The 12,989-nt window shown below is 64.1% G+C and carries 11 protein-coding genes; 5 read left to right on the top strand and 6 right to left on the bottom strand.

Annotated features, from left to right (window positions below):
* The first annotated feature begins 273 nt into the window (after positions 1 to 273).
* Both ACNFH5_RS28000 and ACNFH5_RS27995 read left to right on the top strand, forming a co-directional pair.
* Entirely contained in the window at positions 274 to 1,317 is a 1,044-nt protein-coding gene (locus ACNFH5_RS28000) for a sterol desaturase family protein (RefSeq protein ID WP_416751771.1), read from the top strand.
* Positions 1,318 to 1,944: 627 nt separating this feature from the next.
* Entirely contained in the window at positions 1,945 to 2,319 is a 375-nt protein-coding gene (locus ACNFH5_RS27995; protein WP_416751769.1) for a hypothetical protein, read from the top strand.
* 61 nt (positions 2,320 to 2,380) lie between these two features.
* Here ACNFH5_RS27995 and ACNFH5_RS27990 read toward each other — a convergent pair whose 3' ends face one another.
* From ACNFH5_RS27990 to ACNFH5_RS27980, 3 genes are read right to left on the bottom strand one after another with little or no spacing between them, the layout of a single operon-like run.
* Positions 2,381 to 2,623 carry a DUF2790 domain-containing protein gene (locus tag ACNFH5_RS27990; RefSeq protein ID WP_416751767.1) on the bottom strand — a complete coding sequence of 81 codons (243 nt, stop codon included), beginning with the start codon at positions 2,621 to 2,623 and terminating at the stop codon, positions 2,381 to 2,383.
* Entirely contained in the window at positions 2,620 to 3,180 is a 561-nt protein-coding gene (locus tag ACNFH5_RS27985) for a cytochrome b (protein WP_416751765.1), read from the bottom strand. The genes ACNFH5_RS27990 and ACNFH5_RS27985 overlap by 4 nt, the downstream gene beginning before the upstream one ends.
* Positions 3,180 to 4,220: a catalase family peroxidase gene (locus ACNFH5_RS27980; protein ID WP_416751763.1), complete on the bottom strand. Its 1,041-nt coding sequence runs from the start codon at positions 4,218 to 4,220 to the stop codon at positions 3,180 to 3,182. Before ACNFH5_RS27980 ends, ACNFH5_RS27985 begins: the two co-directional genes overlap by 1 nt.
* Before the next feature lie 161 nt (positions 4,221 to 4,381).
* Between ACNFH5_RS27980 and ACNFH5_RS27975 the strand changes: the two genes are divergently transcribed.
* Both ACNFH5_RS27975 and ACNFH5_RS27970 read left to right on the top strand, forming a co-directional pair.
* Positions 4,382 to 4,891 carry a sigma-70 family RNA polymerase sigma factor gene (locus tag ACNFH5_RS27975; RefSeq protein ID WP_416751761.1) on the top strand — a complete coding sequence of 170 codons (510 nt, stop codon included), beginning with the start codon at positions 4,382 to 4,384 and terminating at the stop codon, positions 4,889 to 4,891.
* Complete coding sequence (locus ACNFH5_RS27970) at positions 4,888 to 5,643, top strand: anti-sigma factor family protein (RefSeq protein ID WP_416751759.1); 756 nt, start codon at positions 4,888 to 4,890, stop codon at positions 5,641 to 5,643. Before ACNFH5_RS27975 ends, ACNFH5_RS27970 begins: the two co-directional genes overlap by 4 nt.
* A 182-nt stretch (positions 5,644 to 5,825) precedes the next feature.
* Here the strand turns inward: ACNFH5_RS27970 and ACNFH5_RS27965 are convergent, their stop codons facing one another.
* From ACNFH5_RS27965 to ACNFH5_RS27955, 3 genes are read right to left on the bottom strand one after another with little or no spacing between them, the layout of a single operon-like run.
* The gene (locus ACNFH5_RS27965) at positions 5,826 to 7,664 is read right to left on the bottom strand and encodes an amidohydrolase (protein ID WP_416751757.1); all 1,839 of its coding nucleotides are present in this window, start codon (positions 7,662 to 7,664) and stop codon (positions 5,826 to 5,828) included.
* A 19-nt stretch (positions 7,665 to 7,683) separates the two neighbouring features.
* Positions 7,684 to 8,238: an antibiotic biosynthesis monooxygenase gene (locus ACNFH5_RS27960; protein WP_416751755.1), complete on the bottom strand. Its 555-nt coding sequence runs from the start codon at positions 8,236 to 8,238 to the stop codon at positions 7,684 to 7,686.
* Between the two features lie 57 nt (positions 8,239 to 8,295).
* Positions 8,296 to 9,312, bottom strand: a complete 1,017-nt coding sequence (locus tag ACNFH5_RS27955; RefSeq protein WP_416751753.1) for an alpha/beta hydrolase — start codon at positions 9,310 to 9,312, stop codon at positions 8,296 to 8,298.
* 455 nt (positions 9,313 to 9,767) lie between these two features.
* Between ACNFH5_RS27955 and ACNFH5_RS27950 the strand changes: the two genes are divergently transcribed.
* Complete coding sequence (locus ACNFH5_RS27950; RefSeq protein ID WP_416751751.1) at positions 9,768 to 12,971, top strand: autotransporter outer membrane beta-barrel domain-containing protein; 3,204 nt, start codon at positions 9,768 to 9,770, stop codon at positions 12,969 to 12,971.
* Positions 12,972 to 12,989: the final 18 nt, after the last annotated feature.

Below are 12,989 nucleotides of genomic sequence, written 5' to 3'. Positions count from 1 at the left end.
CACCCTGTCTCCCGCCGCTCCTCACCATCAACCACGGCATCGCCAGCGCCCGGCGGCCGCCCCCTTGGCCTGCATCCGCTGCGCGAATCCCGCGTTACCCGGCCCCTGGTCCCTCAACACCGGCCACGTAGGTCCGGTGCCCACCGGCGCGAGCCGCCAGGATTTGCACCCAAGCGCCATTCGCCCTCCTGTCTAAACGAACTGTCGCGCCCCTTTTGCAACTGCTAGAGCAAGAATATTCTGGCCGCAGAACTTAACGGCGCGTAACTCTCCATGCCTGACCTGTTTCACCTCCACCACCACCTGTCCACCCTCTTCCTCGAGCCCGTGGCCAACCAGCTCTCCGGCCTTTTCGACCTGAGCGGCCGCGTCGGCGTGGTATTCCTGCTGTGCTCCTATGCCATCGCCTACGCCTTGTTCCGCTTTCGCCAGCAGCGCGGGCTGACGCAGGCGACGTCGTTCTGGCAGTTCATCGGCGGCAGCCGGGTGAATCTGCATCGCTCGGCACTGCTGGATTACCGCTATTACCTGGTGCGCGGGATTCTCAACGTGGCGTTGATGGTGCCCATCGTCGGGCTGGTCGATCCGTACATCCTGCGCTCGGGTGACTACATCGCCTTCTTCACCCACCTATGGGGCGCGCGGCCACAGGTGGGCGAGAACCTTGGGCTGTCGCTGCTCTATGGGCTGGGGGTGTTCCTGGTCAGCGACTTCAAGAACTACTGGGTGCACCGTGCCTTTCACTCGCGCTGGCTGTGGGCGTTCCACAAGGTGCATCACTCGGCGGCGGTGCTGACGCCGATCACGGCGAGCCGCGTGCACTTCGTGGAGAAGCTGGCGGCGAACCTGGCCGGGACCGTGCTGCTGGGCGCCTACGCCGGCGTCTTCTGGTACCTCTGCGGCGGGCAGATCAGCGCCTATACGCTGTTCGGCGTGACTTACATGATCCTGCTGTTCAATGTGCTGGCGACAAACCTGCGCCACAGCCATGTGTGGCTGTCGTTCGGGCCGCTGGTCGAGCACGTGATCAACAGCCCCGCCCAGCACCAGATCCACCACAGCGACGCGCCCCGCCACTTCAACCGAAACTTCGGCATCAACCTGTCGCTGTGGGACTGGATGTTCGGCACGCTCTACGTCACCCAGCGCGCGCCGGAACCAATCCAGTTCGGCGCGGGGGAACATGACGATGCGAAGTATTCGTCGCTGTGGAGCCTGATCGTTACGCCGTTTGTGGAGACAGTGCGGAAGGTAAGGATGGCAATCGGCACAAAGAAGCGTACTCATCAAGCCAGCAGTAGTACTCGAACGAGTTGAGGTCTTTCAGAAATTTATACATCCCCACTACGCATTTCCTTCTTTGGCCACAGAACATTCATTCAACAACCCATATGCTAAGCGCTGCCTCGCAAGCATAGCGCCTACATCAATTCAGAACCTCCATCGGCACCATTGACTCTCCCTCAAGAACACCTTTCCGTTCTAATCAACCAAAGAGAAGACAATGGCACTGAATCGCACACAAATAACGAATATCGTCTTTAACGAGACACGCTCACTTTCTGGAGTCCACATTCAGCAGGCCCGAATCAATGTCGCACACGCGATTATTAACGCGGACTTAGCGCCCGGACGACGACCCATTTCCGCCCCGGCACATGCGTCTGTTCCGCCGGCAGAAGAGATCATATACACACAATGCAAAGTTGCAGTCGAAAGAATGTTTTCACAGCGCGCAAATAACGAAGACCCAACCTCCGGAGCAAAAAAACTTCAACTTCCGAAAAAATGACTCCCGGGCAGCTTTCTATGGAATCCCATTAAAGACTCAAATCGGACCTCTTCAAAACAGCTACCCAACGAACGACCTGCCGGCTTCCGGAGTTTACGCGAACACTTATGGGCGCTAACCATTAACCGCAATGACTTAACATCAAGGCAACCATGAAGAAATCAAACAACAAATTAGCGCTTTTAGTCGCATTTACCATTCCACTTTCGGCTCACGCTGATATCAACGCTTCCGCTGGATGCAAAGCAAATCCAGCGGTGGTCGGTCAATGCAAATCAGTCAAAGGAACTATCGCTTTGCATAACGGCACTCCCTCCATCCGAATTCACCTGGACAAGAGCAAACGGGTCTTAGGGGTTATCCCAGCCGAAAACGAGATCATGCCGCAAGACTTGAAGGAAGAAATCAGTTTCGAGCAAAGCGTTCACGCGCAATTATTAGTTTGCCAATTATCACCTCGCCGCACTGGCACCATGCAGTCCGTGTGCGTCGAGTCTGCAAGTAATATCAAGCTCGTGAAACCCTAATACATGAGCCGTCACGTGGCGTGAGCCTCTTCATGAGGCTCACATTCGAACACCGCGCCTCTCAATTCTCATTCCCACACCCCTGCCCCCACACCGGATACCGCAACGTATGCCGCTGCCCGGCGCTGTCCTCGTAGGTCATTTCGACCTCGCGAATCCCGCAGAAATCCAGGTCGGGTGCCTGCACCACGTGCTTGATGTCGAGCTTCTCGCCGTAGTGGTAATCCTGCGCCGGTGGTACCTCCTGCGCGGCGAGGGCCGCGCAGGAGGTGAAAAGGCAAGCTATGGCGAACCGGGGCTTCATGGCCGCTCTCCGGTGGAACCGCGCGGGATTGGCGCGCCGGTCATGCTGGGGAGGACTTCGTCGCGGCGAATCAGGCCGTGGAACAGCGCGGCGGCAAGGTGCAGGAGGATGGTCGCCAGCAACGCGTAGGCGATGACCGTGTGGGCGCTGCGCAGGACGGTGTGGAGCTGCACCGAGGGCGAGACCAGCGCGGGCAGTTCGAAGCCACCCCAGAGCACGACGGGGTAGCCGCCGGCGGATTGCATGGTCCAGCCCACCAGCGGCTGGGCCAGCAGCAGGCCATAGAGCGCGAGATGCGAAAGGTGTGCGGCGCTGCGCTGCCAGCCGGGCATGTCACTGGGCAACGCGGGGATGCGGTGGGTCAGGCGCACGACGATGCGCAGCAGCACGAGCACCAGCAGCGCGGCACCCAGCGGTTTGTGGATGGCGACCAGGGCAGCATGGCGCGGCGAGACGCTGGCGACCATCCCCAGGCCGATCAGCAGCATGGCGAGCACCAGCACGGCCATGAGCCAGTGCAGCACACGCAGGGAGAGCGGGAAGTAAGTCGGCTTCATCAGTGGGTCTCCTGGGCCTGCTCACGGGTGCGGCGGTTGAAGGATTCCGAGTAGGCGGCCGAGCGCGCGCTGAGCAGCGGGTCGTCGGAAGCACGGATGCCATCGGGGAGGATCAGCGGGTCGTAGTTGACGTCGCGGCAGTCACCGCCGATTTCCGGCTGCAGGTGTTCGATCACCAGTTCCCCGGCATCGACCTTGCGGCGGCTGTCGGGCCAGGCCTGGGTGGCGTCGCGGGTACTGTCGCCGGGTTCGCCCAGGGTGAATTGCAGGCGCCAGCGCAGCGGGCCGGCGGCGATGCGCTGGGCCAGTTCCGCGGCGAGGAAGTCGGCGTCGCCGCGTTTGTCCGCGGCCAACGGCTCGACCGGTGCTTCGGGCTGCACGGACCAGCGCACGGGCTGCTCCTTGCCGTCCTTGTTCACCAGATAGAAGGCGTTGAGGCCGTAGTAGGCGCTGTTGGCGTAGCTGGAGGACGGTGTGGAGGACTTCACCCATTGCAGGAAGGGCCCGGTCTCGGGGTGAGCCTTGAAGAAGGCGCCGGCCTTGGCCGGGTCGGGTTTGCCGGTGCCCGGTTGCGGCGCTGTGGCTTCTTGCAGGGCGAAGAAGCTGGCGACGTCGCGGACGACAAATACCGGCATGGCATTCATGCCGGTGCGCCACTCCTGGCCATCTGCCGGCAGGAAGCGCAGCGCCAGGCTGCGGATCGGCGCGGCGCCGTCACTGGCCTTGGGGTTGCCGCCGGGAATGGCAAGTCGCCCGACCACCGGTACGCGACCGACCGAGAACAGGCTGGCGCGAGACAGATCGGCCACGCCTCCGTTGCTGTCGAAGTGGCCGATCACGCACAGGCCCTTGGCATGGTTGCGCCGGTAGCCGGGATAGACGCCGCCGTTGTGCTCCAGGGTATTGATGACCTTGTCCGGGGTGAGCCGCTGCGGGTCGAGCCAGCCGGCAACGTAGGCGAAGATGGCGGCCACGCCGAGTACCACGGCGCCGATGGCCGCCAGGCGCAGGGGCACGTTGGGTGTGGGTGTTTCTGTCATTTCCAGCTCCTCAGGCTTAGGCTGAATGCGTTGAGCCGGTACGACGCACCGTGCGCAGCGTTATTCCCACCCACTGCAAAAGAATTATTTTTCGCCTGGCGGGAATAGATTGCCGCGCGGAGCGTCTTTCTCGCTCGAACCCACCCATTCCTGGCGCCCCGATGCATTCACTGGACGACCATTCACTGCGCGAACTGCTGCCCCGGCTGCGGCGCTTCGCGCTATCGCTGACGCGCAGCGCGAGCAGCGCTGACGACCTGGTGCAGGCCACCCTGGAGAAAGCGCTGTCAGCCTGGACCGGCCGCCGCGACGACGGTGACCTGCGCGCCTGGCTGTTCTCGATCCTCTATCGGCACTTCATCGACGGGCAGCGCCGTGCGCGCCGTTATGCGCGCATCCTCAGCCTGTTCGGCGCGGACAGCGCAGTCAGCGCATCGCCGGAGGACATCGTCAGCGCACGCTCGACACTGGAAGCTTTTGAACGACTGCCGGCCGAGCAGCGCGCGTTGCTGGCTCTGGTCAGCGTCGAAGGCCTGAGCTACCGCGAGGTGGCCGAGGCGCTGGATATTCCCATGGGCACCGTCATGTCCCGCCTGTCGCGCGCCCGCACGGCGCTGCGCGCACTGAGCGAAGGACAGACGGCGACACCTTCTTTGCGGGTACTGAAATGAACGAACGCACTCCCGACGGCACTCCCCAGGAACAGGACCTGCACGCCTACCTCGACGATCAGCTGGACCCGGCGCGCCGCCAGTGGGTGGAGGCCTGGCTCGCCGCGCATCCGGACGACGCCCGCCGCGTGGAAGGCTGGCGGCAGGATGCACAGCAACTGCGCGCGGCATTTGCCGGCCAGGCGCGTGGTGTGCCGGAGCAGCTCGATCCGGCGCGGATTCGCCGGCAGGTCCAGCAGCGGCGGCGTTCGCGATTGGCTACAGCGGCGGCGCTGCTGGTGGCGCTGGGTGTCGGCGGCATGGGCGGCTGGCAGATGCGCGGCGACGCGATGCTGCGTGGCATGCTGCCGATGCAGGACGCGGTGCAGGCCTACCGTTTGTTTGCCGATGCCAGCCAGAACGGGCTGGACCTGCGCGATGGCGGCGACCTGCGCGGCTGGCTGGCCCGCTACCTGAAAGATGCCCCGCCACCGCCTTCGCTGGAGCAGGTTGGTTTGAAGACAGTCGGGGCGCGGTTACTCGCGACCGAACAGGGCGCGGCGGCGCTGGTGATCTACGAGGATGGTCAGGGACGGCGATTGACCTTTTTCATCCGTCCGCCAGGACCGCGCCACGAGATGTTGCCACAGGGGCAGCGCACGGATGGCGACCTGCTGGCGCGCTACTGGAGCCAGGGTGGCTACAACTACGCACTGGTGAGCCGCAGCGATGATCCGCAAGCGCAGGCGGTGGGTCAGTTGGTGGGGTTCTAGCGGAACGGACTCGGTCAGTACGCACTCTGTTCGCGATTTGCGAACAAGGAGCGCACCGAAGCTACCTGTAGGAGCGAGCTTGCTCGCGAAGTGCCCAGCACCCTATCGATCCGGCGTGAGGCGGGTTCGCGAGCAAGCTCGCTCCTACACAAGAGCTTTCGGCGTAGGCCGCTGCGCCAGTTTCAGAACGCGAAGCAGGAACAACCAAAAGCGCCCCAGAAACCCTGGAAGTCACTCACCGGCACGCTGGATTGCCGCGCGCGGTCGTGGCTGTGGCCATGCACGCCGCAGGAGCCGGCGCACTGGTGCACGGCCTGCTGTAGCGGGCCTTGCGGGCGCCAGTGGCCGGGGACCTTGGCCACCGGCGACCAGTCTGGCAGCACTGGGATCGCCGTCGGCGCCTGGCGCTCGAAGTCGCCGCTACCGAACACCACACGGCCGTCCACCACGGTCAGCACCGATTCGATGACCTTGATCTCTTCCTCCGGCACGCTGAAGTAGTCCGCCGAGAGCACGGCCACGTCGGCCATCTGCCCGACCTTGATCATCCCTTTCTTGCCCTGCTCGTTGGAGAACCAGGCGCTGCCGTGGGTGTAGAGCTGCAGGGCGGTGGCGCGAGACAGCCCTTCGGGATAAAGCTCCATGCCTCCGACTGTCTTGCCGCTGACCATCCAGTACAACGAAGTCCAGGGGTTGTAGCTGGAAACACGGGTGGCATCAGTGCCGGCACCTACGGGGACGCCTTCGGCCAGCATGCGTTTGATCGGCGGAGTCGCCTCGGCGGCTTGCTTGCCGTAGCGGTCGACAAAGTACTCACCCTGGAAAGCCATGCGGTCCTGGATGGCGATGCCGCCGCCCAGCGCCCTCACCCGCTCGATGTTCTTCGGCGAGATGGTCTCGCAGTGGTCGAAGAACCAGTGCAGGCCGTTGAACGGGATGTCCTGGTTGACCTTCTCGAACACGTCGAGCATCCGCGAGATGGATTCGTCGTAGGTCGCGTGGAGGCGGAACGGCCAGCGTTGCTCGACCAGATGGCGCACCACCGGTTCCAGTTCGGCTTCCATGCTGCCGGGCAGGTCCGGGCGCGGCTCGAGGAAGTCCTCGAAGTCGGCCGCCGAGAACACCAGCATCTCGCCGGCGCCGTTGTGCCGCAGGAAGTCGCTGCCCTGGCCGTACTTGACGCTGGACGTCCAGTTCTTGAAGTCGGCCAGTTCTTCCTTGGGCTTCTGGGTGAACAGGTTGTAGGCGATGCGCACCGTGAGCTGGTTGTCTTTCTCCAGCTGCTCGATCACCTGGTAGTCGTCCGGGTAATTCTGGAAGCCGCCGCCGGCGTCGATGGCACTGGTGACCCCCAGGCGGTTCAGCTCGCGCATGAACTGGCGGGTGGAGTTGACCTGGTAGTCGAAGGGCAGCTTCGGCCCCTTGGCCAGGGTCGCGTAGAGGATCATCGCATTGGGCCGCGCCACCAGCATGCCGGTGGGCTCGCCGTTGCTGTCGCGGACGATCTCGCCACCGGGCGGGTTGGGTGTGTCCTTGGTGTAGCCGACGACGCGCAACGCGGCGCGGTTGAGCAGCGCGCGGTCATACAGGTGCAGGACGAACACCGGAGTGTCCGGCGCGGCCTGGTTCAACTCTTCGATGGTCGGCATGCGCTTTTCGGCGAACTGGAATTCGTTCCAGCCACCAACCACGCGCACCCACTGCGGCGACGGCGTGCGCAGGGCCTGCTCCTTGAGCAGGCGCAGGGCGTCGGCCAGGGACGGCACGCCTTCCCAACGCAGTTCGAGGTTGTAGTTCAGCCCGCCACGGATCAGGTGCAGGTGCGAGTCGTTGAGGCCAGGAATCGCGGTGCGCCCCTTGAGGTCGATGACGCGGGTGGCGCCGGCGCGCAAGGCCATGGCTTCGGCCTCGGTGCCCACGGCGATGAATTTGCCGTCGGCGATGGCCACGGCGGTGGCCTCGGGTTTCTCGCGGTCGACGGTGTGGAAGCGGCCGTTGGTCAGGATCAGGTCGGCGTACATGGGCAAGTTCCTCTTTCGATCAGCGGGCATTGAGCCAGGCGGAGAACAGGCGCGTGGCCCGTGGCATGAAAACGTAGACCACCAGCAGGACGATGGTCGCGACGATAAGCATGTTGGCCGGCACGAAGCCGCCCAGCAGCGGGATTTGCGTGAACAGCGGGCGCCAGAGCTGCGGCACCAGCATCACCAGCGGCAGGATGACCAGATACGAGACGGCAGCCTGCTTCCAGCGCGGCGGTTGCTTCTGCGTGTTTTCCGGGGAGGTGAACCAGAACTCGTGGGCCTTGTGCAGCTCCTTCTGTTCGCCTTCGAGCAGGTGCGGGTCAGCGCGTTCGATCAGCTCACGGCGCTGCGGCGAGTCCAGCCAGGCTTGCAGTTCGTTGGCGCTGGCGAAGCGCAACACCGAAGTGAAGTGCTCGCCCTGACGCATCACGTCCACCCCCTGGTGGCCGGGGAACTCGCTGGCGGCGCGGGTCAGCTCGCGCAGGATGGCTTCATAGGCGGCGACACTGTCGGGGCGGGCACGGTGGCGGATGATCAGGGTGACGGATTCTTGCTGCGTAGTCTGGCTCATGTGGGTTCCCTCCAGAGAAGTGGCCTCCCCCGCCTGGCGGCGAGGGAGGTAAGCGGCTTACTGCAGGTGGACCTTCAGTTCCTGGCCGGCCTGGCGCATGGCGGCTTGAACGGCCGGTACTTTGCTCACCACGTTGAGCAGACCGTAGTCGTGGATCATTCCGTTGTAGCGCACGGACGTGACAGCCACACCAGCGGCGTCGAGTTTGCGACCGTAGGCTTCGCCTTCGTCACGCAGCACGTCGGATTCGGCGGTCTGGATCAGGGTCGGCGGCAGCCCCTTGAGCTGGTCGGTCGTGGCACGCAATGGAGAAGCGTAGATCTCGGCGCGCTGTTTCGGGTCGGTGGTGTAGCTGTCCCAGAACCACTGCATCATCGGCTTGGTAAGGAAATGCCCTTGGGCGAACTGGTTGTAGGAACCGGTCTCGAAGCTCGCGTCAGTCACCGGCCACAGCAGGGCCTGGAAGCGCAGCTTGGGCGTGCTCTTGTCCTTGGCCATCAGCGCGACTACCGCCGCCATGTTGCCGCCCACGCTGTTGCCGGCCACGGCCAGGCGCTTGCCGTCGACATTGAGTTCCTTGCCATGCTCGGCCACCCATTTGGTGGCGGCATACGCCTGGTTGATCGCTACCGGGTAATGCGCCTCGGGGGACGGGGTGTAGTCGACGTAGACCGCCACTGCGCCGGAGTTCACCACCAGGTCGCGGATCAGGCGGGCGTGGGTTGGGTAGTCACCCAGCACCCAGCCGCCGCCATGGAAGTACATGAACGCAGGCAGCGTGCCCTTCACGCCGGCCGGGCGAACGATGGTCAGCTTCACCGGGCCGACGTCGGTCTGCACGGTCTTCTCGCTGACCTGGGTGCCGGAGAGGTCGACCTTCACCGAAGCCTGTGCGCCGGTCAGGACGGCACGAGCGTCTTTGGGCGAAAGGGTTTCCAGCGGCTGCCCCTTGCCCGCTTCCAGGGCCTCGAGGAAGGCCTGGGTGTTGTGTTCGACGGTGGGATTGCCGGCGGCGAAGGCATTGCCGATGGCCAGTGCGAGGGAAGCGGCGAGCAGGGATTTCTTGGCGTTCATGATTCGGTTCCTTGAAAGTGGGAGAGGTATTCCGAGAGGACGAACGAATCTTGATCCATGCCTGCAAAGCGCGGAATAGACAGGGTTGCAGGGTCACTTTGCAGTTCTGCAAGGGCATCGCGCTGCCCTGTGCAGTGCTGCATGGGCGGCGGTTTGCGCACCTTCAAGGCCGGTGCGTATTGAGGCAGGTCACGTGGGATCTGGCCTTTTCATGACGTTTCTCAATACCCATGCCGGAATCGAAATCCTTCTGACATAACTCAACGGTGCTTCCCGGCCCGTCGGTCGACAATCGCCCCGACACCAACCCCCGTGAGCGACTCACAGTGCCAGGACACCACCACTGAAACCCACCTTCCCACCCCTTCTCGCCAGGATTTCGCTGGCGCGGCACACGGAAAACGAGCACCCGGGTTCTCTTCACCCATCCCGCCGAGAGGCGGTAGGAAACCGTGATGAAGAACACCCCATTGATGCTTCTACTGGCCAGCCCGCTGGCCGTGGCCACCGCAACGGCGGCCAACAGCGTCACCGAAACCGACCAGCGCTACACCGCCAACCAGAGCGGCCAATACGAAGACTTCACCCAGGTCGGGACCATCAAGACCTTTGCCGTGAGCAATGGCGCGATCATCACCATGACCGGGCCCAGCGGTTCGCCCCTGGTGCTGACCGGCGTCAGCGGCAAGGTCGACGGCAATACCCTGGATATCAAGGGTGCCAATAGCCTGGTCACCGTCAACGGTGACATCACCTACAACTACGGCAGCAACACCAACCTCAACAGCAAGTACGTTTACAACGGTATCGCCGTGACCGCTGGCGGGCGCTTCGTGCTCAACGGCAACCTCACCGCCACCTCGACCAGCTCGGGCTACAACAGCCCGAAAAGCGCGATGTACGTGGACGGCGCAACCTCCAGCGCCGAGCTCAACGGCAATGCCAACCTGACCATCGCCGGCGGCAAGGGCCTGTTCGCCGCCAACGGCGGGACCATCGACATGACCTCGAAAGATGGCGCGCCCTATGTGCTGGCGGTCACCAACAAGTCGAGCCAGCGATCGGTGGAGGCCAACAATGGCGGCACCGTGACCCTCGACCTGGTGGACATGAACGGCACCGGCTTCAGCAACGGCGTGGGCCTGTATGCCACGAAGAATTCGTCGATTACCTTCATGGGCGGCGATTTCAACCAGGGCAGCAACAGCCGCTACGGCGCCAACGCCCTGTTCGCGCTGAACCACTCCAGCGTCACCGCTACTGGTTATGACGGTGGCCACCTGCGGATCAAGACCGCCGGCAACAACGAGATCGGCGCCTGGGCCACCGGCAACTCGCAGGTGACCATCAACAGCGAGAAGCATCAGGACTTCCAGACGGTGATCCACACCACCGGCAGCGGACAGTCCCATGGCCTGGCCGCCGGCTCGCTGGGTGGCGGCAACGCCAGCGCCCCCACCGACAGCACCGGCCACGCCGGCTCGCAGTACGGCAACTCCGACGTCACGGTGTACGGCAAGACCGACATCACCACCGAAGGCAAGGACTCCGCCGGCCTGCGAGTGATGGGCGACGGCGCGCAGATCACCCTCACCCCGCTGGTGGCCGGCGTGCGCAACAGCATCAACTCCGCCGCCAGTGCGATCCGCTATTCATTCGCCAATGGCTACAGCCTCGCCAGCAACGGTGATCGCCTCGAAGGCGGCCAGGTCATCAATCTGACCGATACCGACATGGCGCACCTCGACGGCGCCACCGGCACCGCCGGCCTGATCGAGGTTGGAGGCCTCGTCGGGCGTACCAGCGACGGCCAGAACGCCGGCATCATGAACGTCGCCGATGCGGTCAAGGACGCCACCCTGAACCTGGCCAACAGCAGCGCCACCGCCCAGGACGGGCGCAGCCTGCTCAACATCAACGCCAGCCAGAACAGTGCCGACGACGTGTTCGCCAGCAGCTTCACGCTCAATGCCGAGGGCAGCGATCTGGTAGGCCGTGCGGTGACCGACAGCACCCTGGCGACCGACGGCAGCGTCAGCAGTGCCACCCTCAACCTCAAGGGCTCGCGCTGGTACCTGCTGGACAAGAACAGCAGCGAGGCCAATCACTACGCCGCCTCCAACCTCACCGCGCTGGACCTGCAGGACGACTCGCAAGTCTTCCTCAACAGCCGCGAGTCCTGGCAGAGCGGCTTCGCCGCCAACCAGCCCGCGCATTACGGCAGCCTGCAACTAGGCTCGCTCAGCGGCGCCGGGGCGTTCCACTTCTACACCGACATCGTCAACCAGCTGACCGACAAGCTGACCATCAGCGAAAGCGGCGGCAGCACCGGCAGCCATTCGGTGCTGGTCGCCAACGATGGCTCGCAGAGCACCCTGGGCGACGAGCGCATCGAGGTCATCGAAACCAATGGCGGCAGTGGCCAGTTCGGCTTGTACGAAGGTGCGCTGGTGGAACTGGGCGGCAACACCTATGCCCTGCGCAAGAACGAGGATGACAACTGGGAACTGTATGGCTACACCGCGCCGCCGGTAGACCCGGGTCCCCCCGATCCGATCGACCCTACACCTCCTGGCCCGGTTGATCCCCAGCCGCCAGTTGATCCGGTACCTCCGGTTGACCCGATACCGCCGGTAGACCCCACGCCTCCGGTCGATCCCACACCGCCAGGCCCGAGCGAGCCCGGCGATCCAGTCGCGCCGACCCCGCCCGGCCCGGGACCAGGCCCCGGCACTTCGACCACCCGCGCCTTCCACGCGCAGGTGCACACCAACTACCTGCTGTCCTACCTCGACATGCAGACTCTGCTGCAACGCATGGGCGAGCTGCGCTACACCGAGCGCGACACCGACGGCAACGTCTGGCTGCGCACCAACGGCGGCCGCCTGCACTCCTTCGCTGGCGGCAACTTCGACGGTTACCGCCTGAGCTACCAGGGCATCCAGCTCGGCCTGGACCGCCGCGTGCCGATCAGCAGCGGCGACCTGTTCGTCGGCGCCATGCTCGGCCATACCGAGGCCGACCAGAGCTTCGATGAAGGCAGCGGCGGCGCGCGCAATACGCACATCGGCGTCTACGGCACCTGGCTGCACGAGAATGGCTTCTACCTCGATGCCGTGCTCAAGGCCGCACACCTGAAGAACAACTTCAGCGTCAACGACACCCAGGGCAACCGCGTGAAGAGCTCCGGCAGCAGCAACGGCTACTCCGCCTCGCTGGAAGCCGGCAAACGCTTCACCCTGCACCACGAGCAGGACAGCCAGTGGTTCGTCGAACCCCAGGCGCAACTGGTCTACACCGACCAGGGCGGCTTCTCCTCGCGCGCCAGCAACGGCCTGAAGATCCACTACGACGACTACGACTCGCTGCTGGCCCGCGCCGGTGGCATCGTCGGCTACGAGCTGAGCAACGCCAAGCACAAGTCCGAGGTTTACCTGAAGGGTGGCTATGTGCGCGAACTGATGGCCGATGACATTGGCTACCGGATCAACGGCACGCCCAAGCAGAGTTCGGACTTCAGTGGCGGCTGGCGCGAAGCGGCGGTGGGCGTCTCCACGCGTCTTGCCGAAGGGCACAGCCTGTTCATGGAAGTGGGCTACCGCGATGGCGACAACTTCGACCAGAACCACGCCAACGTCGGCTATCGGTTCGAATACTGAGTCGCCGGGGCGGCTGGC

The sequence above is a fragment of the Pseudomonas sp. NY15435 genome (genome assembly GCF_048068295.1).
Lineage (GTDB): Bacteria > Pseudomonadota > Gammaproteobacteria > Pseudomonadales > Pseudomonadaceae > Pseudomonas.
The sequence above is the reverse complement of the archived record's forward strand: the minus strand, read 5'-3'. Positions and strand labels throughout refer to the sequence as shown.